Genomic DNA, 21,275 nt, shown 5'->3' on the forward strand with positions numbered 1-21,275 from the left:
CTCTCGGGCGGGTGCGCGGTACGGTCTACGGCCATCGTCACGAACCCGAGTTGACGACACTCGAGGCCAACCGGTGACGGTTGCGCTGGGCGGAGGAGGGGCCGAGCACGGTGCGGGTCCGAGATGCACGCCCGACGCGGGGAGAAGCAGGCCATGTCGAGGGTGGCTGATCTGTCCACGCTCCCGAAACCGGAGCCGACGCGCGGCGCTCCGGCGAACCGTCCGCGCGGGTCCGGTGCGCGTCACGTCGACCATCGCAGCCGTGCGCAGACCCGGGTCCGCTGGGAGCTGCTGCGAAACCTGATCCGCAAGGACCTGAAGGTCAAGTACAAGGGGTCGTCGCTCGGTTTCGCCTGGTCACTGGCGAATCCGCTGCTCCTCCTGGCCGTCTACACCTTCGTCTTCCAGGTCGTTCTGAAAAGTGGGATCGACAACTTCGGCTTCTATCTGATGTCGGGACTGCTGGTCTGGAACGCGTTCTCCGGCAGTGTCTCGGCCGCCTGCGGCGCCGTGGTGGGCAATGCCAACCTGGTGAAAAAGGTGCGCTTCCCGCTGCTGGTGCTGCCGCTGTCGGCGGTCGGCTTCTCCGCGGTGCACTTCGCGCTCCAGCTCGCGGTGCTCTTCGTCGTCATGCTGGGGTTCGGCTACAGCCTGCTCGGGCCGGAGCTACTGCTGCTGATCCCGGCCGGCGCGGTGGCTCTGCTGTTCACCGTGGCGCTGTCGGTGCTGGTGTCCGCGCTCAACGTCCGTTACCGCGACACCCAGCACCTGCTGGACGTCGCCCTGCTCGCCTGGTTCTGGATCAACCCGATGGTCTACGCGTTCGGCCTGATCCAGAACAGGCTGAACGAGTGGACGTGGGTGTACATGCTCAATCCGATGGCGGTCGTCGTGACCACCTTCCAACGGGCGATCTACGATCCGCCCAAGGGGAACTCGACCGGCTCGGCGCCGATCCTCGCCGATCTGGGGTACCGCTTCTACCTCGAACACCTGGCGATCGCCGGGCTCATCTCGCTGGCCGTGCTGTGGCTGGGGCTGCGAGTGTTCCGGCGGCTGCAGGCCGACTTCGCCGAGGACCTCTAGTGCCGTCGCAACCGCTCGCCCCGCCCCCGATGCAGCCCGCGCAACCGGCCGCCTCCGCGCCGTCGGCGCCGCCGGCACCGGGCGCCCCGGTGGTCATCCGCGCCTCCGGCGTCGGCAAGAAGTTCGTCGCCTATCACAAGCGCGCCACCAGCCTGAAGGAACGCTTCGTCCGGCGGGACACGACGAGCGGCGAGGACTTCTGGGCGCTGCGCGACATCGACGTCGAGATCGGCCGCGGGCAGACGGTGGGGCTCGCCGGGGCGAACGGCTCGGGCAAGTCGACGCTGCTCAAAGTACTCGCCGGCATCCTGCGCCCGACCCACGGCGACGTGTCCGTCAGTGGTCGGATCGCGTCCCTGCTCGAGCTGGGCGCGGGGTTCAACGGCGAGCTCTCCGGCAGGGACAACGTCTACCTCAACGCGTCCCTGCTCGGCCTGTCCAAGCGCGAGATCGACCGGCTCTTCGACTCGATCGTCGACTTCTCCGAGCTGCGCCACAAGATCGACGACGAGGTCAAGCACTACTCGTCCGGCCAGTACGTGCGCCTCGGCTTCGCCGTGGCCGTGCACGTCGACCCGGACGTCCTGCTCGTCGACGAGGTGCTCGCCGTCGGCGACGAGGCGTTCCAGCGCAAGTGCCTGGCCAAGATCGCCCAGTTCCGCGACGAGGGCCGGACGATCCTGTTCGTCACCCACTCCCTCGACCTGATCGAGAACATGTGCGACCGGATCCTGGTGCTGGAGTCCGGCGGTCTGATCTTCGACGGGCAGCCGGTCGTCGGGACGAAGCTGCTGCGCCAGCGGCTGGGCAGCCTGCCCGCGGACAGTCCGATCCCCTTCGACCTGGCGCCGGTGAAGCCGACGGCGGTGGCGTTCAGCCGCAACCCGGGCGGGCCGACCGAGGTGCAGTACGACCCGGGTGAGCAGCTCACGGTCAGCGTCGAGCTCGACCTCACCGACAGCGCGCCGCAGTACGTCTACCTGCACGTGGAGATCATGGGGCAGGGCGAGATACCGATCTGGATGATGGAGACCCCGCCGGGCGGGGTCAGCCCCGGCCCGGGGACCGCCGTGGTGGACTTCGTCGTCCCCCGGCTGCCCGAGCTGCTGGGGGCGTTCGCGATCAACGTCCGGGTGTCGGACGCGGCCACCGGCCAGCCGGTGACGGTACGGCGCTTCGAGGAGCTGTTCGGGGTCAGCGGCCCGCAGGTCGCCGGGCTGCTCAAGGTCGACTACGAGGCGAGGCTGCGCCGATGACGGACCGGGCGACGAGCAACGGGGCGATGACCAAGGTGGCCATGACGGGCCAGGCGGCACCCGAGCCGCTCGCCACGATCGTCATCGTGAACTGGAACGGTGCCCACCTGCTCCCGCCCTGCCTGGACGCCGTCGCCAAGCAGGACGCGCCGTTCACCTTCGAGACGCACGTGGTCGACAACGCCTCGGCCGACGACTCGCGTGAGGTGCTGGCACAGCGCTACCCGTGGGCGAAGCTCGTCCCCTCGGACCGCAACCTCGGCTTCGCCGGCGGCAACAACCTCGCCCTGCGGGGTGTCACGACCCCGTACGCGGTACTGCTGAACAACGACGCGATCCCCGAGCCGGACTGGCTGGCCCGGCTGCTGGCCCCGTTCGCCGAGCCGGGCGGCAACCGGCTCGGCGCCGTCACCGGCAAGGTCGTGTTCCTCCCCCGCTTCCTGCGGCTGACCCTGTCGACGCCCACCTTCTCGCCGGGGCCGCACGACCCGCGCGAGCTGGGCGTCCGGGTGAGCTCGGTGACGGTGAACGGCCGCGAGGCGCTGCGTGAGGTGCTGTGGGAGAAGCTCACCTTCGGCGCCGAGGGCCCGGCGGACGCGCCGTTCTTCTGGACCCGCGGCGAGGGTGAGCTGTGCGTGCCGGTGCCCGAGGGCGGCCCGGTCACCATCGGCCTCACCTGGGCCGCGGACACCGCCAAGCAGGTCACCCTGGGCTGGGCCGGCGCCGGTGACACCACCGCGACGCGCACGCTGCCGGTGGGCACCGAGCCGTCCACCGTGTCGTTCACCGTGGACGAGGGCGCCCCGCGCGTCGACGTGATCAACAACGTCGGCGGGATCGTGCTCACCGACGGCTACGGCGCCGACCGCGGCTACCAGCAGATCGACACCGGCCAGTTCGACAACCCCGAGGAGGTCTTCACCGCCTGCGGCAACGGCATGGCGATGCGGACCGAGCTCGGCCAGGCGCTCGGCTGGTTCGACGACGACTTCTTCCTCTACTACGAGGACACCGACCTCTCCTGGCGCATCCGGGCCCGCGGGTACCAGATCCGCTACGTCCCGGGCGCGGTGCTGCGGCATGTCCACTCGGCGTCGAGCGTCGAGTGGTCCCCGCTGTTCGTGTTCCACACCGACCGCAACCGGCTCCTGATGCTGACGAAGGACGCGACCGCGCGCGCCGCGGTCTCGGCGGTCGCGCGCTACCCGCTGACCACCGCGTCGATCGCCGTGCGGACGTGGCGGCAGGCCTGGCGCTCGCGCAGCCGCCCGGCGGTGCGGCCCACCGTGCTGCGGGTTCGGGTCTTCGCCTCCTACCTGCGGCTGCTGCCGGCGATGCTGCGCCGCCGCCGGGAGATCGGCGCGACCGCCACCGAACGCCGGGTCAGCCTGCAGAGCTGGCTGGTGGAGCGATGACCACGCCCGGCTCCGAGGAGCCCGCGGCAACCGACCAGCCGGCGACTGACCAGCCGGCGACCGATCCGGCGACGACCGTAAAGCCGGTCGCGCCTGGCCCGCCGGTCGCGCCCGGGCTGCGGGCGGCGGTCTACAACCGCTTCTGGCACTCGATGGGCGGCGGCGAGCGCCACAACGGCATGATCGCGCAGGTGCTGGCCGCGGACGGGCTCGACGTCGACCTGATCGGGCATTCCGACGTCGACCTCGACGCGCTCGGCAGCCACCTGGGCCTGGATCTCTCCGGCTGCCGGTACCGGCGGCTGCCGGACCGTGGCGAGGACGCGATCGCCGCGCTGTCCGAGTCGTACCACCTGTTCGTGAACGGCTCGTACATGAGCCGGCTCGCCCCGCGCTCGCCGCGGTCGGCCTACCTGTGCTTCTTCCCGACGCCGTTCGACCACGACATGGCCGCCTGGCGCAAGGCCGCGGTACGCACCGCCGGCCCGCTGCTGCGCGGGGTGAGCCCGGCTGTCAGCTTCGGGCAGGGCTGGTACCCGCCCGAGGGCGGCCGGCGCCGGCAGTGGACGTGGACGAACGGCGAGGGCATCCTGGCCGTCAACCCGGGCGGCGGGCGCACTCTGCGCGCGGACATCGGGCGTCCCGGGGCGAGCGGAGCCGTGCGGCTGCGGGTCGTCGACGCGGACGGCACCGTCCTCGCCAAGCTCCAGATCGACCAGGCGTTCGCGCCGTTCGAGGTAACCCTGCCGTCGTCGACCGCCGGGACGGAGCTCACCTTCGTCAGCGACGTCTTCTCCCCCGGGGTGGCGGACGTCCGCGAGCTCGGTGTGGCCGTCAGCCGGCCGCGGGTCACCGACGCCGACGAGGGGCCGCTGGAGCGGATGGCGCTGCGTTTCCCCTGGCTGCTGCGCGACCCGGCCGACCTCGGCTACCTCGAGGGCTACGACACCGTGATGGCCAACTCCGAGTACACCCGGGGCTGGATCCGGCGGATGTGGCGGCGGGACTCCGACGTGCTGTTCCCGCCGATCCAGGTCGACCGGCTCACCCCGGCGCCGGAGCGCGAGAAGGCCGTCATCACCGTCGGCCGGTTCTTCGCCCCCGGCCTCGGCCATGCCAAGCGGCAGCTCGAGATGGTGCAGTGGTTCGCCGAGCTGTACCGCACCGGTGCGCTGCCCGACTGGCGGATGTACGTCGTCGGCGGATGCGAGGACTCGCAGAAGCCGTACGTCGAGCAGGTCCGCGCCGCCGGGGCGGGGGTGCCCGTCGAGGTCCTGCCGAACGCCCCGCGCGCCGAGGTGGAGCGGCTGCTGTCGACCAGCTCGGTCTTCTGGTCCGCGACCGGCTACGGCGAGGACGACCGCAAACGCCCCTGGACGGCGGAGCACTTCGGGATGACGACCGTCGAGGCGATGGCCGGCGGCTGCGTGCCCGTGGTCATCGACCGCGCCGGGCAGCGCGAGATCGTCCGGCACGGGGTGGACGGCTACCGCTGGACCGGCCCGGAGCAGGTCGCCTCGTTCACCCGCCGGCTCGCCGCCGAGGACGGGCTGCGCTCCCGGCTGGCCGCCGCCTCCGTGCAGCGGGCCCAGCAGTTCTCCGACGCCGCGTTCGCCGAGCGCTGGCACGGCATCGCCGAGCAGCGCCGGCTCTACTCCTGACCGTGGACCCCCTCCTGAGCACGAACCCACTCCTGAGCACGGACTCCTGACCACGGTGCCGAAGCTGCGCGTCGTCCTCGACGGAACCCCGCTGCTCGGGCCGCGCACCGGCGTCGGCCGATACACGGCGGCGCTGCTGGCCGGCCTCGTCGAGCTGCCCGGGGCGGATCTCGACGTGGCGGCCACCGCCTTCACCTGGCGCGGCGGGGCGGGGCTCGACGCCGCCCTGCCCGCCGGGGTCCGCCCGGCGGCGCGCCGCGTCCCGGCGCGGCTGCTACAGGACGCCTGGACACGCTCGGAGCGCCCGCCCACCGAGTGGCTCACCGGGCGGGCGGACATCGTGCACGGGACGAACTTCGTCCTCGGCCCGCTGTCATCGGCGCGCGGTGTGCTGACCGTGCACGACCTGTCGTACCTGCGCACCCCGGACACGGTGTCGGCTGCCTCCGCGCGCTACGCGACGCTGGTGCCGCGCGGGCTGCGCCGCGCCGCCGCGGTGCTCACCCCCAGCCGCGCCGTCGCCGACGAGGTGATCGCCGCCTACCGGCTCGACCCGGACATGGTCACCCCGACCCCGCTCGGCGTCGACGCCGCCTGGTTCGACGCCGCTCCCCCGGCCCGCGGCTGGCTCGCCGCGCGCGGACTGCCCGAGCGGTACCTGCTGTTCGTCGGGTCGGCGGAGCCGCGCAAGAACCTGCCGGTGCTGCTGGAGGCGCTGCGCCGGCTGCGCGCCGACGCGCCCGACACCCCGCCGCTGGCGCTCGTCGGCCCGCCCGGCTGGGGCCCGGCGCTCGACACCTCGGGCCTGCCCGCGGACGCCGTCGTCACCGTCGGCTACCTCGACGACGCCGAGCTGCGCTCCGTGGTCGCCGGCGCGGCCGCGCTGTGCTTCCCGTCCCGCTACGAGGGCTTCGGGCTACCGCCGCTGGAGGCGCTGGCCGCCGGTACCCGGGTCGTGGCCGCCGACATCCCCGCGGTGCGCGAGGTGGTCGGCGCCGCCGCCGGTGTCCGCCTGGTCACCCCCGGCCGGCGGGACGTCTTCGCCGACGACCTCGCCGGAGCCCTCGGCGCCGCGCTCGCCGAACCGGCCGACACCGCCCAGTCCGCCACCCAGGCCGCCGCCGGCCGCGAGCACGCCCGCGCGTTCACCTGGCGGCGCACCGCCGAGCTGACCGCCGCCGTCTACCGCCGCGTCGCCGGCTGAGGGCTGCCCACCCCTCAGCGCGCCCCGCCACGATGGGATGGCGCACGACGCGAGCCTGGCCATCGAAAGGGCTGTCAGGAACACGCCCAGCACGCCCAGCACTGCCAGGACGCCCAGGAGCACCGGGGCACGGTCCGGGCCGACGGCCGTCGCCGCGAGCGCGCCGTGCAGCCGGCCGAGGACATTCCGGCCGGCGAGCTGCGGATCACGCCGCGCCAGCTCACGGCCGAGCATGACCACGACAGTGATCCCGAGCGTCGTGACCAGGGCGGACGTCGGCAGACCGCGCCGCGCGGCCGGGAGCGCCGAGCACGCGCCGGCCAGCGCCACGGCCAGCAGGGGCAGCGCCGGCAGCAGGTAGCGGTTGAAGGGAGCGCCTCCGGCGGCGACGAACCCGACCAGCGTCGCGCCCGCGAGCACAGCCTGCGCGATCGCGACAAGCCAGCACAGCACGCCGACCGCGCTACTCCGCCGGAGGCGACGGCCGGGGCCGGGGCCGGGGCGGCGGAGGTTCCCGGCGGCACGGACGGCCGCGGCGAGCAGTCCGACGACCATGACCAGGCCGACGGCGACAGGAACCCAGCGGGCCGCGCCGGTCAGCAGGACCTGGCGGCCGAAGAAGCCGCGGTAGACGAACCACCAGAAGTCGCCGGAGACGAGCACCTCGCGTGCCGAGCGCGGTTCCGCTCCGGTGGGGAACACCTCGGCGATCCGTCCGGTGGCCGTCGGATCGCCGTAGAGCCTGACGTTGCGCAGGTAGAACCAGCCGGCGGCCAGCACGGTGAGGGCGGCCGTCCCGGCGGCGACGGCTGTTCCCAGCAGGAGGGTGCGGGCCCACCCGCCGCGGGTCCGGGCCGGCACGGCACGGTCCGGCACGGCACGGCCCAGCACGAACGCGGCGGCGACCGCCGGCACGAGAACCGCGGCGGCCAGCGCGCCGCTGGCCCGGCTCAGCGCGGCCGCCGGGATCAGCAGCATCACCGGGACGAGGGTTCGTGCCGAGGGCCCGCGCCGGGCCAGTACGAGCGTCGCCGCGGTCGCGCCGGTGATCAGCGCGACCGCGAGCGCGTCGTTGTAGACCTGTGCGGCGACCACGACGAAGCCGCCGATCACCGCGGTGAGCGCCGCCGCGGCAACCGCCAGGTCGGGCCGGGTGGGCAGCAGGGCCCGGGCCAGTGCCGCCGTGGCCACCAGGGCGCCGATCCCGATCGCGAGGTTGAGCAGCCGCGCCGCGTAGAAGCCGGCCAGCGGATGCCCCGCGGCCCGGCCACCGCCGAGCGGGACGGCCTCGAGCAGGTAGAACAGCGGCGGATGGTTCGCCGTGTAGACGAGGTCGAAGTTGCTCAGCCCGCCGGGGCGGCGGGCACAGGCGGGCAGGATCGCCACCTCCCGCAGGTCGATCGCGGCCCGCGCCTCCTCGGGGGGCACCCGGCAGCCGGCCGGCAGCCCGGGCATGCCCGGGACGGCCGCGCGCACGGCGGTGTCCAGCTCCGGCAGCCGGCCGTCGGCGACCTCGAGGGCGTAGGCGGTGTGCTGCGCCTCGTCGGCCCCCGCGAACGGGGCGGCCGCGAACGCGGTGAGCAGGCCGACGGAGCCGAACAGCAGGCCCACGCCGGCCAAACCGATCATCAGCCAGCGCCGCCGCGGGCCTGACCGGAGCCGACCCGGACTCAACCGGAACCGGCCCGGGTCGGCTCCGGGTCGGGCGGGCTCAGGCCGGGTCGGGCACATCCGCGGCGGCCAGCGCGGCGAAGTCGTGCTCGGCGTGGCCGGCCCGGGTGGCGGCGGCGGTGAGGGCCAGGGTCGCCTCGGCGATCGGCAGCCGTCCCGCGACCGACTCGGTGGCCAGCCGGACGTCCTTGGCGAGCCCGGCCACGGTGAAGGCCGGCGTGGAGTAGTCGCCCGACTCCAGCATCGCCCGCTTGTACTCGACGATGAATCCCAGCGGCCCGGTGGCGAGCTCGGACAGCAGCAGGCTCCGGTCGACGCCGAGCTCGGTGCCGTAGCGGAGCACCTCGGCGGCGGCGGCCGTCGCCTCGGCCAGGCCGAGGTTGAACACCGTCTTGAGCGCGCTGGCGGCACCGACCGGCCCGACATGGTCGATGCGCCCCGGGTCACCGAAGGTCTCGAGGATCCCGCGGGCCGCGGCGAGATCGGCGTCGGCGGCGCCCACCAGGACGCGCAGGGTGCCCGCCTCGGCCGGCCCGATCGTGCCGATCACCGGCGCGTCCAGGTAGCGCAGGCCCGCTGCCAGGGCGACGCTGCCCTGCTCGCGGGCGGCCGCGGGACCGACCGTGGTGCAGTTGATCACAAGCAGGCCGGGCGGCGCGGCGGGGATCACCGCGGCGAGGACATCCGCCGCCGACGCCGGGTCGAACAGCATCAGCACGCAGGCGTCCGCGCCGCGCACCGCGGCCGCCGGGTCGGCCGCCTCGCTGGCGCCGCGGGCCGTCAGCTCGCCGGCGCGCCCGGGTGTCCTGTTCCAGACGGCCAGCTCGTGCCCGGCGGCCAGGATGTGGTGGGCCATCCGGACGCCCATCCGGCCCAGGCCGAGAAACGCGACCCTCACGCGGTACCTCCCTCGTTGACACTCCCGCCGCGGCCGACCGGCCGCGGTCGAAGCACCCGCGCCAGCCCGACCGCGCCGAGCAGCGCGGCCGGGGCGAGCAGGCCGACGACCGATCCCAGGTAGCGGTAATCGAACGCCGAGGTCAGGGAGCTTAGGAGCAGGGTGGACAGGCTTGCTCCCCCGAGCAGCCAGAACAGCCGACCGGGGCCGGCGCGCCCGCGCACCCGCCCGACGATCTGAGCTGGCAGCCCGGCGAGCAGGCCCAGGCCGACCAGGGGCATCGGCCCGTAGCCCAGCCGGGAGTAGAAGGCGAGCAGCTCGGCCGGGGGGTCGTTCAGCCGTGCGGCGGAGAAGTACCCGTCGGCGGCGTGCGGGCCGTCCGAGCCGATCCGGTTGGTGCCCGTCCGGGGCAGCTCCCAGGTGTCGGCGCGGCTGGTGAGCCTGTTCTCGTACGGGACGGGCGAGAAGTACCCGGCCAGGTAGCGGGCGGTCGAGGTGACCATCGTCCACGGCTGCTCGCGGATCACGCGCCGGGCGAACTCGCCGGCGAGCTCCTCGCGGCCCGGTGGGACCAGGTCGTTGCCCTGGCGCAGCGGCGAGTCGTCCGGCCAGAGGTAGGCCACCGGGGAGCCGCGCTCGGCGACGGGGCGCGGGTCGCACAGCGACAGCAGGTCGGGATCGTCGGGCAGGCGGGCGCAGTCGGCGAACGGGGCGACCCGGCCGTACAGGAAGAACCCCGAGTGCGCGGTGACAGTGAAGCCCTTCCCCTGCCCCGCGCTCCACGCCGAGTACGCGACGACCGGGACGGCCGCTCCCAGGACGAACGCGAGCACGGCCCCCGCCGCCACGACCGCCGCGTGGGCCCGCCGCCAGTGCGTGACAGCCAGGACGACGGCACCGGCCGCGCCCACCGCGAGCGGGCCGTAGCCGACCGTGCGGACGGTGAGGCTGGCGCCGAGCAGCAGCCCGGCGACGGCGAAGCGCCACGCGGCCGGCCGCCCGGGCCAGGCCAGCAGCACGAGCCCGCCGAGGACGAGCGTCCCGAACAGGCTGTCGGCCAGGACGAACTGGCCGAGGTCGAGCACCCAGGGGGCCAGCAGTGCCGGTGCCGCGACCACCGCGGCCGGCCAGCTCCCGGTGCGGCGGGCCGCCGCGAGTGGACCGTGCCGCTCGAACAGGCGACACGCCACCGCGTAGAGACCGACCCCGGCCAGCAGCGATGCCGCCTGCTGGCCGAGCACCAGCCGGGTCAGGTGGTCGGGGGCGCCGATGACCCGCAGGAACATCGGGTAGCCCGACGGCCGCCAGTCGCCCGCCCACAGCCGGTTGGTGGCCTGGTCGAGGTAGGCGGGCGAGTCGCCGTAGTAGAAGAGCGCGGGCCGGTAGGCCAGCAGGACGGCAGCCCGGGCCCCGACGGCCAGCGTGAGCAGGATCAGGAAGGCGGCATGGCGCCGCACGAAGCCCCAGCGGCGCGGCGCGCCGGACGGCCGATCCGCGCGCCACCGATCCTCACGATGAGGTCGCGAATTGTGACGATCAGGCTGGGCAGGGCCAGGTTGTAGCGGTAGATTCCCCGCCGCCGGCCCGGCCTGGGAGGGTGGCGTGCCCAGGACGGGCGGCGGGCCCGATGAGCTCGCCATTGCGCCACAGTCTCCCAGGCCGGCCCGGCACGTTCGGCGGCGCCCCCGGCCCGGCGGCCTCCCGGGTCAGGCGTCGGCGTCCTGCGGGGCCTTGTCCAGCGCACCGACGTCCAGCTTGGTGAACAGGCCGCCGGACCACGCGAGGCGACGACCGGCCGGGACGGGCCGGCGCTCCCAGCCGTCGAGGTCGATGCCCAGCACCTCGGCCACCCGGGCCGAGGTGAACGGCAGGAACGGGGCCAGCGCGGTGGTGATGCCGGAGATCGCCTGGATGGAGACCGCGAGGCTGCGCGCCGCGGCCGCCCGGTCGACCTTGACGGTCTTCCACGGCTCCTCGCGGTAGAGGTAGGCGTTCACCTCGGCGGAGATCTCCATCGCCGCCCGCAGCGCCGCCCGCTGCTCGACCTTGCCCAGCAGCTCGCCGACCCGGACGAGGCCGGCGTCCACCGAGTCGAGCAGCGCCGCGTGCACGCCGTCGAGCTCGCCGGTCTCCGGCAGCTCGCCGTCGAAGAACTTGTTGATCTGGGCGAGGACCCGGTTGACGAGGTTGCCCCAGTTGGCGATCAGCTCGTCGTTCACCCGGCGGATGATGTCCGCGTCCGAGATCTCGGTGTCGTTCTGCTCGGGCAGCACCGAGGCCAGGGCGAAGCGCAGCGCGTCCGGCTGGAGCAGGTCGAGGTACTCGCGCACCCCGCGCCCGATGCCCGCCGACTTCGACGCCTTCGCCCCACCGAAGGTGACGTACTGGTTCGCCGGGACGTCCGTCGGCAGGTTCAGGCCGCCGTAGCCGATCAGCATCGCCGGCCAGATGACGGTGTGGAAGGGGATGTTGTCCTTGCCGACGAAGTAGTACGCCGCCGCCTCGGGGTCCTCCCACCAGGCCCGCCATGCCTCCGGATCACCCGAGGCGGCCGCCCACTCCTTGCTCGCCGACAGGTAGCCGATCACGGCCTCGAACCAGACGTAGAGCCGCTTGCCCGGACCGAGCTCGTCGGTCGGCAGCGGGACGCCCCAGTCCAGGTCCCGGGTGATCGCGCGGTCGTGCAGGCCGTCCTTGACGAACTGCACCGACCAGTTCAGGACGTGCCGGCGCCAGCCCTGGCGGGTCTGCAGCCAGTCGAGGAGCTGGTCGGCCAGGCCCGACAGCCGCAGGAAGAAGTGCGTCGTCTGGCGCATCTCCGGGACGGCCCCGGTGACCTTGCTGCGCGGGTCGATCAGCAGCTCCGGGTCGAGGGTGCGCCCGCAGTTCTCGCACTGGTCGCCGCGCGCCTGCTGATACGAGCAGTGCGGGCAGGTGCCGACGACGTACCGGTCGGGCAGGAAGCGCCCCGCGTCCGGGTCGTAGAACTGCGAGGTCTCCTTGGCGTAGATGTAGCCGGCCTCGCGCAGGCGGGTGAACACGTCCTGGGCGACCGCGCTGTGGTTGTCCGTCCGGGTGCTCGTGAAGAGGTCGAAGCTGATCCCGAGCTCGGACCAGATGCGCAGGAACTCCGGGTGGTACCGGTCGACGATCTCCTGCGGGGTGACCCCCTCCTCGTCCGCCCGGACCGTGATCGGGGTGCCGTGCGCGTCGGACCCCGAGACCATCAGCACCCGGTTGCCCGCCATCCGCTGGTAGCGGGCGAAGATGTCCGCGGGCAGGTAGGCGCCGGCGATGTGCCCGAGATGCGGTGCCCCGTTGGCATACGGCCACGCGACGGCGACAAGGACGGGACGGCTGCCGTGCCGCGCCGCCGTGTCGGGAGTCTGAGTGCTCACAGCCATCAAGCTACCCGCTGGACGTCAGCCGAGATCGGCACCGGCGACGAGTGCCCGGCTTGGTCGAGGGCCGGGCGGCCCGTGGCCGTGGCAGTGGCCGTGGCAGTGCCGGTGTCAGCCCCGCAGCTCGGCGCCGAACTCGGCGAACGCGGCGGCGAAGCCGTCGTCCCAGGAGCGCAGCGGCCGCAGGCCGGCGTCCAGCCAGGACCGGGCCGAGAGCACCGAGTAGGCCGGCCGGCGCGCCGGGCGTGGGAACTCCTCCGTCGTCGTCGGCCTGACCTTCGCCGGGTCCTGGCCGAGCGCGGCGACGATCGCACGGGCGAAGCCGTACCAGGTCGTCTCCCCGGCCGCGGTGCAGTGGTACACCCCGGGCGCCGGGCGCGCGGTGACCAGGTCGAGCAGGCCGGCGGCGAGGTCGGCCGACCAGGTCGGGCTGCCGTGCTGGTCCGCGACGACGGCGAGCTCGTCGCGCTCCCGGGCCAGCCGGGCGATCGTCTTCACGAAGTTGCCGCCGGTACGCCCGTACACCCAGGCCGTCCGCACGACGTACGACTCCGGGCAGAGCGCCAGGACGGCCTCCTCCCCCGCGAGCTTCGTCCGGCCGTACACCGACACCGGCGCCGGCGGGTCGTCCGTCTCGTAGGGCTTGGTCGCGTCACCGTCGAAGACGTAGTCGGTGGAAAGGTGGACGAGCGCCGCGCCGGCCTGGGCGCACGCGGCGGCCAGGTGGGCCGCGCCGGTGGCGTTCACGGCGTACGCGCCCGCCTCGTCCGACTCGGCGCCGTCCACGTTCGTCCAGGCGGCGGTGTTGATCACGACGAGCCCACCCTGGATCTTCGCCGGCCGGGCCTGGTCGGCGATGACCGCGCGCACCTGGGCCGCGTCGGCGAGGTCGAGCTCGGATCGGGCGAGCCCGCACCAGGCCCGTACTCGCGGGTTGTCAACCTGCGACTGAGCGTCGAGGAGACGACACAGGTCGCTACCAAGCTGTCCACCGGCACCAGTGACGAGGATGCGCACCCCGCGAGTCTGGCAGACGTATACGAACAGCTGGCGACACCCCGACAGTGACGTCGCCATCACGCGCAGTCGGCCGGACCGGCACCGACCGGCCCGAGAAGGCTGCGGCTACCCTGATCCCGGTGACGCCCGAGACGCCAATGACCGAAAAGCCCGACCTGCGCGAGGATCAGCCCCGCAGGTCAGGCGGCCCGGCCGGCGCGGGCACCGAGGAGGCGACAACCGCCTTCAGGGAAGAGCCAGCTGACCTCGAGGCGCCTCCCGGCCCGGACGTGCCAGCCGCACCGGCCACTCCGGTGCCAGCCATTCCGGTACCGGCCCCGCCCGCCGAACCAGCGGCGTCCGCGGCCCGGCCTCCGCGGCGACCGCGGCGCGTTCCGGTGATCGTCCTGCTCATCACCGCACTGCATGTGGCCCTGCTCGTGACCTACTCGTTCGTGTACACGACCTGGACGGGCTACGACGAGGCCCAGCACGTCGACATGGTCTACGGCCTGCAGCACGGGGCCGGCTGGCCGGCACCGGGTGAGAAGATGATCGCCACCGGGGTCGCGGCGACATCCGACGACTTCGACCGCGGCCGGTTCCAGGACATGTTCCAGTCCGGCGGCAAGCGGCGTGGCTCCCCGTCGTTCGCGGAGATCGCCCCCACCCCGCGCGACGCCCGGCAGTCGTTCGACGAGCTCGGCGGGCCGACCCCGGTGGACGACGGCCGGCTGTCCAACCAGATGATCCAGCATCCGCCGCTCGTCTACGCGATCGGAGCGGGCCTACTGGAGGCACTGCCCGGCTCCGAGAACTGGGCCTACGACCAGCAGGTGCTGGTCCTGCGGCTACTCAACATCCTGATCGTGGCCCCGCTGCCCCTGCTGGCCTGGGCCGCGGCGCGCCGGTTCGGCCTGCGCGGCCCGCTCGCCACCGCCGCGGCGGCCCTTCCGCTGGCGATACCCGGGTTCACCAGGGTCGGCGCGACCTTCAACAACGACGGCATCCTCATCCTGGCGACCGGTGCCCTCACCGTGGTCCTGGCCGGGGTCGTACGCGGCGACCTGCGCAAGCGGACCGCGCTGTGGGCCGGCGTCTGGTTCGGCGTGGCCATGCTGTCCAAGGCGTTCGCCTTCGCCCTCCCGTTCACGATCGCCGCCGCCTACCTCGTCGGCTGGCTCCACACCCGGCGAGCTCGGGCCTCCGCCGCGACCGCCAGCACCGAACCCGGAGCGGAACCCGGCACCGGCGCCGCCGGGTCCGGCGCCGAGCCGGCTCGGGGCGAGGGCCGGGTCCGGCTGCCGCTGCTGCCGGCGGCGATCGCGGTCGGGCTCGGGCTGGTCATCGGCGGCTGGTGGTGGATCCGCAACTACCTGTTGTACGACGCCCTCCAGCCGAACGGCTGGGCGACGAACCCGCCACGCCGCGAGGCCCTCCTGCTCCCCGACTCCTTCTTCACCTGGTTCTGGTACTTCGTCCGGACGATGATCAGCAGGTTCTGGGGCGGTCTCGGCATGTTCGAGCCGCCGCAGCTCTCCCCGGTCGCGATCGTCACCGCCACGGTGGTCACGACCGTCCTGTGCGCCCTCGCCGTGATCACCGCCGCCCGACGCGCCCCGACCAGCGCAGCGACGCCGACCGGGAGCGGCGCGGCAGCGGGCCCCGGTCGGCTGGCCCGGCTGTCGGCACCGCTGGTCCTGCTTGCCCCTCTTGCCTTCGCGTACCTGATGGTCGGGCAGCGGAGCTGGGCCGAATACGAGCGGTACACCCGCGGCATCGCCGTGCAGGGCCGCTACCTGTACCTGGGAATCGTCGGCCTCGCGGTCGTCGTGGTCGCCGGGCTCGGCCGGCTGCTGGGCGCGCGCGCCCGGTGGGCACCGGTGATCATGCTGGTCGGCGGGCTCGTCATGCAGGCCCTCGCCCTGCTCGCCGTGTGCAGCTACTACTGGCTGCCGCGCCAGGTCTCCTTCACTCCCGCCCGCATCCCGGACGTCGTCTCCGCGATCTCCCGCTGGGCCCCGTTCCCCGTAGGCGTCACCATCACCGTCGTCGCCGGGACGGCACTGTTGTGGATCATCGCCCTCGCGCTCGCTCTCATCCCGGCTCTGCGCCACCGCACCCCCGCCGGCACGCCCACAGGCTGACCGCCGCCCGCCAGGGCAAGCCGAACCAGCTGATCCGCACCGGCCAGACATCGTCCCGCCCGTCCCCGCAGTGGCTGATCTGGTCTTCGGAGCCGTGGGCAGTGAAGCCACAGCCCGCGCCACCACAGCCCGGCCAGACCGCCATCTATCGAACAAAACCCCGCACATGGGGGTGGCCTGCTCGCCGTTTGGCATCCTTCTCGCCCTTTCAGAGCGGATTTCGCCGGGAATGCTGCCTGAAACGGCGAGAAGGAAATCAAACGGCGAGTAGCCGAGCGCCCGAAACGGACCGGGGCCGCCACCGGCAGATCGAGGCTCGCCGACGGTCGGGACATCGGCGAGACCGCGCCCCGCGGCGAGGCCCGGGCGGCGGCTCCACACCTGGGCAACACCTGGGCAGCGAAAACACGTCGTTCCGCCGGTCCCCGGACCGCGACCGGACATCGGCCAGCAGGCGCGCAGGCGGATCCGGGCCGGGCCGGGCCGGGAGTTGGGCGGGAGTCGGGTCCTTCTGCTGCTAGCTCGTTGCGACCGAGACCCGGGAGTGATCGCCGATCATCAGGCGGTGCGCCTTGGGGAGAGCGCTCGACGGCACGACCTCGGCGTCCCGCCCGATCAGGGAGTCCTCGATGCGACCGATGCCGCGGATGGTGGCCCGCTCGAGCACGATCGAGTACTCGATCTCGGTTCGTTCGACGACGCACGAGTGGTAGATCGAGGTGAAAGGGCCTACGTAGGTGTCGACGAGCCGGGTGCCGCGGCCGATGATCGCCGGGCCGCGCACCGTCGAGCGCACCAGGGACGCGCCCTCCTCGATCACCACCCGACCGACGATGGTGCTGTGCTCGTCCACGGTGCCGTGGATCGCGGGCTCGACCGATTCGAGGATGTGCCGGTTGGTCTCCAGCATGTCGTCGAGCCGGCCGGTGTCCTTCCAGTAGCCCTCGACGAGGTGCGGCGCGACGTCGTAGCCGCCGTCCACGAGCCACTGGATCGCTTCGGTGATCTCGAGCTCGCCGCGCCCTGAGGGCTTGATCGAGCGGACGGCCTCGTGGATCGCGAGACCGAACATGTAGACGCCGACGAGCGCGAGGTCGCTCGGCGGGTCGGCGGGCTTCTCGACGAGCCGGATGATCCGGCCGTCCGCGCCGAGCTCGGCGACGCCGAACGCCGAGGGGTTGTCGACCTTGGTGAGCAGGATGAGCGCATCGGAGGTGGTGTGGCGGAACTCCTCGACCAGCCCGGAGATCCCACCGATGATCATGTTGTCGCCGAGGTACATCACGAACGGCTCGTCGGCGAGGAAGTCCCGCGCGATGAGGACGGCGTGCGCCAGACCTAGCGGCGCCTCCTGGCGGATGTAGGTGACGGTGATGCCGAACTGCGATCCGTCACCAACCGCGTTCTCGATCTCGGCCGCCGTCTCGCCGACGATGATCCCGACATCGGTGATCCCGGCGCCGCGGATCGCCTCGAGCCCGTAGAACAGCACCGGCTTGTTGGCGACGGGCACGAGTTGCTTGGCGGAGGTGTGGGTGATCGGCCGAAGACGGGTCCCGGAGCCACCGGCGAGCACGAGTGCCTTCATGATCCGAAACCCTATCGTGGGTAGCTCCAGGAGACAGGCCCTGACGGAAAGTAACCAAAACGTGATGCACGCCATAGCCAGATGTCCACATCGGCCTTCTCCCTCGACAAGTCCGCGCGGACGCCGACCCATGAGCGCTTACGCCGTCACGTTCCGGGTACGTTGAGTAACCAAGGGGTGCGGGTCGCCGCCACCGCGGACCGGCGTGCCAGCCGTCCGACGGGCAGGCCGGTCGACCGACAGGCACGCCGAGATACCCGGCACACCACAGAGGGGGGACGCGGTGACCGGCGCTGGACCGCGCACCTCGACAGGGCCTCGACAGGGGCCTGAGTCGTCCCGCACCGGCTCCGACCCCACAGCGGGCGGGCGGCGCCGGCCGAGGTCACGGCCGCGCGCACGCTCGCGCCAGCGCGAGGTCACCCACGCGAACCAGGACGGGTCGGAGGCCGAGCTCACCGAGCCGAGACCGAACCAGCGCCGCGGCGGCTGGGACAGGCTCCAGCGCCGGAACCCGGGCGAGGCCGGCCCGGACGTCCGAACCCGGGAGCAGCGCCTGGAGCAGGCTCAGGACCATGCCCAGAACGGCGTCCACGACCACAGCACCGGCCACGGCCACGGCCACGGGTCAGGGTGGCTTCCGGGGTCGGCCGGTCGGCGGCGTGGCGTGGCGTCGCGGCTCGCCGTCGTCGTCTCCGCCATCCTGTCGTGCCTGATCTTCGCCTTCGCCGTCGGCGGGTTCGCCGTCTACGAGCACTTCGACCGCCAGATCAACCGGCTGCGGCTGAGCCTGGACGGCGACCGGCCCGCAAGCCCCGTCGAGGGGACGACCAACTTCCTGCTGGTCGGCTCGGACAGCCGGGCCGGCACCGGGGGCGAGTTCCAGCGCGGCGGCGAGGTCGCCGGCCAGCGCTCGGACACCACGATCCTCGCCCACCTCGACGCGAACGGGACGACGACCCTGGTGTCGTTCCCGCGCGACACCCTCGTGCGCATCCCCGGGCACGGCCGGGACAAGCTGACCCAGGCGATCTCCATCGGGGGCCCGGGGCTGCTGGTCCGGACCATCGAGAATCTCACCGACATCCGCGTCGACCACTACGTTTCGGTCGACCTCGCCGGGTTCCGCGAGATGACCGACGCGATCGGCGGGGTCACGGTCTGCGTGAAGGCGTTGCCGGACGGACGGCGGACGAACCTGCGTGACGAGTGGTCCCAGTGGCGGGGGCGGGTCGGCGAGAACCACCTGACCGGCGACCAGGCCCTCTCGTTCGTCCGCCAGCGCCACGGCCTGCCCGACAACGACTTCGACCGCATCCGCCGGCAGCAGCAGTTCATCGGGGCGGTCTTCCGCAAGGCCACCAGCGACGGCGTGCTGACGAACCCGGCCCGGCTGGAGAACCTGATCAGCGCGGTGACGCGGGCCCTGACCATCGACGACGGAACGGACATCGAGGATCTCCGGCTGCTCGCGAAGCGGATGGGGTCGATGAGCTCCGACCAGATCAGATTCGTGACCATCCCCGTGCACGCGCCGTCGCCGGCCGAGGGCGGGAACGCGCTCGGCGAGCTGCCCCGGTTCGGTTCCGTGCAGCTTTACGACCAGGCGCAGCTTGACGCGTTCCTGGCGCCGCTGCGCGGCCGGGACGGCACCAGCCCGACGGCCGTCCCCGCCCCGCCGGCGTCGCCCCCGGGCGAGGTCTCCGTCGACGTGTTCAACGCCGCGCGGGTCGGGGGGCTCGCCGCGGCCGTGCGCAGTGACCTCGCCGGTCTCGGGTTCCACGTCGGAACCCCGCGGGACTGGCCCGCCGGCTCGCTGCAGACCAGCGAGGTGCGGTACGGGCCCGGCGGCGAGGCGGCGGCGCGCGCCGTGCGGGCCGTCGTGCCCGACGCCAGGCTTGTCCGCGACGACGACCTGGCCGACCGGATCTCCCTGGTGCTGGGCGAGTCGTTCGAGAAGGTGGACGCGACCGGCGTCCCCGCGGCCGGGGCCCGAGCGGTCTCCGGTATGCGCCCGTCGGCACCGGGCAGCGCCTCGACGGGGTCCACGGGCCCGGCGGGCTCGGCCCTGTCCGGAGCCCCCACCAGGCCGACCGCCCCGGTGACGGCGACCGAGCTGACCACCGGCTGCACGTACTGACCGGCTGCACCTCCTGACCGGCGGCGCGCCGATCCGGCCGTGGGCGGCCCCTATCCGCGGGCCCCCCCCCCCGCGGGGGGGGCGGCCCGGGGGGGGGGGGGGGCCCCCCCCCCCCCCCCCCCCCCCCCGGCGCCGGCGAACAGCATGAATGTGCGGGGCGTCACACACCACCCTCGGATCACCCCAAACAACCACCGGACATCACCGGGCGTCTGAAGTCTGCGATGAGACGCCCGAGAGACGAGCTTTCAGCCGAAAGATCCGACCTGACCTGGTCGGATGCGGCCGAGCCGCCCGCGCCCGCGACCTGGCGTCCGCCGAGCCCACGCGAGCCGCACTTCCGGGAAGCGCGCGTCGCGGAGCCGAACCTCCCAGAGCCGCGTTCCGCGGAGCCGTACTTCACGGAGGCGCGCCTCGCGGAGCCGACGCCCGCGATCGGGTCGCACGCCGCGCTGCCACCGGAGCTGAGCCCGCGTCTTGTCCGGCGGCGGCGCTCGCCGCTGCGCCGGCTGTCCGTCACGCTGGTCGCGATGATCTCGCTGTGCGTCCTGGGGGCCACGTCGGTCGGGTGGGCGGCCTACCGGCACTTCGACAGCGCGATCGACCGCAAGGACTGGACGCCCGTCGCCGGCGCCCGGCCCGCGGTGGTCCCGGGTGACCTGAACGTTCTCCTGCTCGGCAACGACAGCCGGGAGGGCACCCACGGCGAGTTCGGCGACCCGGGCGGCACCCGGGCGGACACGACGATCGTCGCCCACTTCGACGCGGACCGGTCCGTCACGCTGGTGTCCTTCCCGCGCGACACGCTCGTGCCCGTCGTGCCCGCGGCCGCCGCCACCACCCCGGACGGCCTGTCGAAAATCGCGGACGTCATCCCGCTCGCGGGCGTGCCCGGCCTGATCTCGACCCTCGAGGCGTTCACCGGGCTCAAGATCGACCACACCGTCTCGATCAACCTCGCCGGCTTCCGCGCGATGACGGATGCCGTCGGCGGCGTCACGGTATGCGTCCGGCCGCTGCCCGACGGCAGTACCCGCAACCTCCGGGACCGGGAGTCGGGGTGGCGGGGCCAGCTCGGCGAGAACCGGCTCAACGGCGACCAGGCGCTGGCGTTCGTCCGTACCCGCAAGGCGCTGGGCGAGGAGCGACTGCGCATCCTGCGCCAGCAGCAGTTCCTCTCCCGGCTGCTCGACGCGGCGACGAGCGCCGGTGTGCTCACCAATCCCGCGCGGATCACCAGTCTGCTCGGCGCCGTCGGTGGCGCGCTGCAGATCAGTGACAGCCTGACCCAGACGGAGATGCTCCGGCTGGCGAAGCGGATCAGCGAGCTCGGCCCGGGCGGCCTGCGGTTCATCACGATCCCGACGTATGTCCCGCTGCCCTCGGACGGCGCCGTCGACGAGATGGGCACGATCCCGCCGCACGGCATGGTCCTCCTGCACGACCCGGCCGGCCTGGAGGCGATCGTGGGCCCGATGCGGGCCACGGCCGAGAACGGCGGCGGCTCCGGATCGCCCACAGCGCCGGGCGTCTCCGTGGGCGCCGGCGCCGCGCCGGGGGGAACGGCGCAGGCCTCCCCCTCCGCCGGCCCGAGCGGCACAGCGTCCGCCGGCACAGCGTCCGCCGGCACGACGGCCGACCGCACCGCGGTCCCCGGCACGACGCCGCTCCCCGGCACCGCCGCCGGGACGGCATCGGCGGTGCCGGTGCCCGCCGACACCTCCTGCACCCCCTGACCGCCGAGCCCGGCCGAGTGGCCCGATCCCCGGTGTGCGAACGGCGTCCGCGCCGTGTCGTGCCTGTGGACGT

At 73.5% G+C, this 21,275-nt stretch carries 14 protein-coding genes; 8 read left to right on the forward strand and 6 right to left on the reverse strand.

The window, feature by feature from the left end; genetic code table 11:
* Positions 1-153 precede the first annotated feature (153 nt).
* The 5 genes from MXD62_RS03050 (at position 154) to MXD62_RS03070 (ending at position 6,622) form a co-directional block, all read left to right on the forward strand.
* A complete protein-coding gene (locus MXD62_RS03050; protein WP_248827899.1) occupies positions 154-1,086 on the forward strand; it encodes an ABC transporter permease in 933 nt (310 codons plus the stop codon).
* Positions 1,086-2,342, forward strand: coding sequence for an ABC transporter ATP-binding protein (locus MXD62_RS03055; protein ID WP_248827900.1), 1,257 nt, complete (start codon positions 1,086-1,088; stop codon positions 2,340-2,342). Before MXD62_RS03050 ends, MXD62_RS03055 begins: the two co-directional genes overlap by 1 nt.
* Positions 2,339-3,757 carry a glycosyltransferase family 2 protein gene (locus tag MXD62_RS03060; protein ID WP_248827901.1) on the forward strand — a complete coding sequence of 473 codons (1,419 nt, stop codon included), beginning with the start codon at positions 2,339-2,341 and terminating at the stop codon, positions 3,755-3,757. Before MXD62_RS03055 ends, MXD62_RS03060 begins: the two co-directional genes overlap by 4 nt.
* Before the next feature lie 152 nt (positions 3,758-3,909).
* Positions 3,910-5,418: a glycosyltransferase gene (locus tag MXD62_RS03065; protein ID WP_248827986.1), complete on the forward strand. Its 1,509-nt coding sequence runs from the start codon at positions 3,910-3,912 to the stop codon at positions 5,416-5,418.
* 64 nt (positions 5,419-5,482) lie between these two features.
* Positions 5,483-6,622, forward strand: a complete 1,140-nt coding sequence (locus tag MXD62_RS03070) for a glycosyltransferase family 1 protein (protein ID WP_248827987.1) — start codon at positions 5,483-5,485, stop codon at positions 6,620-6,622.
* 1,711 nt (positions 6,623-8,333) lie between these two features.
* On the opposite strand, the gene MXD62_RS03075 is transcribed toward MXD62_RS03070, so the two are convergent.
* The 4 genes from MXD62_RS03075 to rfbD form a co-directional block, all read right to left on the reverse strand.
* Complete coding sequence (locus tag MXD62_RS03075; RefSeq protein WP_248827902.1) at positions 8,334-9,191, reverse strand: NAD(P)-dependent oxidoreductase; 858 nt, start codon at positions 9,189-9,191, stop codon at positions 8,334-8,336.
* On the reverse strand, positions 9,188-10,831 hold the full coding sequence (locus MXD62_RS03080) for a hypothetical protein (protein WP_248827903.1): 1,644 nt from the start codon (positions 10,829-10,831) through the stop codon (positions 9,188-9,190). The genes MXD62_RS03075 and MXD62_RS03080 overlap by 4 nt, the downstream gene beginning before the upstream one ends.
* Positions 10,832-10,897: 66 nt before the next feature.
* Positions 10,898-12,595, reverse strand: coding sequence for a methionine--tRNA ligase (gene metG, locus MXD62_RS03085; protein ID WP_248827904.1), 1,698 nt, complete (start codon positions 12,593-12,595; stop codon positions 10,898-10,900).
* Between the two features lie 108 nt (positions 12,596-12,703).
* On the reverse strand, positions 12,704-13,669 hold the full coding sequence (rfbD, locus tag MXD62_RS03090) for a dTDP-4-dehydrorhamnose reductase (RefSeq protein WP_248827988.1): 966 nt from the start codon (positions 13,667-13,669) through the stop codon (positions 12,704-12,706).
* Between the two features lie 80 nt (positions 13,670-13,749).
* Between rfbD and MXD62_RS03095 the strand changes: the two genes are divergently transcribed.
* A complete protein-coding gene (locus MXD62_RS03095; protein WP_248827905.1) occupies positions 13,750-15,738 on the forward strand; it encodes a glycosyltransferase family 39 protein in 1,989 nt (662 codons plus the stop codon).
* A 517-nt stretch (positions 15,739-16,255) separates the two neighbouring features.
* Here the strand turns inward: MXD62_RS03095 and MXD62_RS03100 are convergent.
* Positions 16,256-17,326: a glucose-1-phosphate thymidylyltransferase gene (locus MXD62_RS03100; RefSeq protein ID WP_248827906.1), complete on the reverse strand. Its 1,071-nt coding sequence runs from the start codon at positions 17,324-17,326 to the stop codon at positions 16,256-16,258.
* Between the two features lie 385 nt (positions 17,327-17,711).
* Positions 17,712-17,921: a hypothetical protein gene (locus MXD62_RS03105; protein ID WP_248827907.1), complete on the reverse strand. Its 210-nt coding sequence runs from the start codon at positions 17,919-17,921 to the stop codon at positions 17,712-17,714.
* 72 nt (positions 17,922-17,993) lie between these two features.
* Between MXD62_RS03105 and MXD62_RS03110 the strand changes: the two genes are divergently transcribed.
* Both MXD62_RS03110 and MXD62_RS03115 read left to right on the forward strand, forming a co-directional pair.
* Entirely contained in the window at positions 17,994-19,466 is a 1,473-nt protein-coding gene (locus MXD62_RS03110; RefSeq protein WP_248827908.1) for an LCP family protein, read from the forward strand.
* Between the two features lie 224 nt (positions 19,467-19,690).
* Positions 19,691-21,202 (forward strand): LCP family protein, encoded by a 1,512-nt coding sequence (locus MXD62_RS03115; protein ID WP_248827909.1) that lies wholly within the window; start codon positions 19,691-19,693, stop codon positions 21,200-21,202.
* Positions 21,203-21,275 lie beyond the last annotated feature (73 nt).

Origin of the sequence: Frankia sp. Mgl5 (assembly GCF_023242985.1) — a bacterium.
GTDB classification, from domain to species: domain Bacteria; phylum Actinomycetota; class Actinomycetes; order Frankiales; family Frankiaceae; genus Parafrankia; species Parafrankia soli.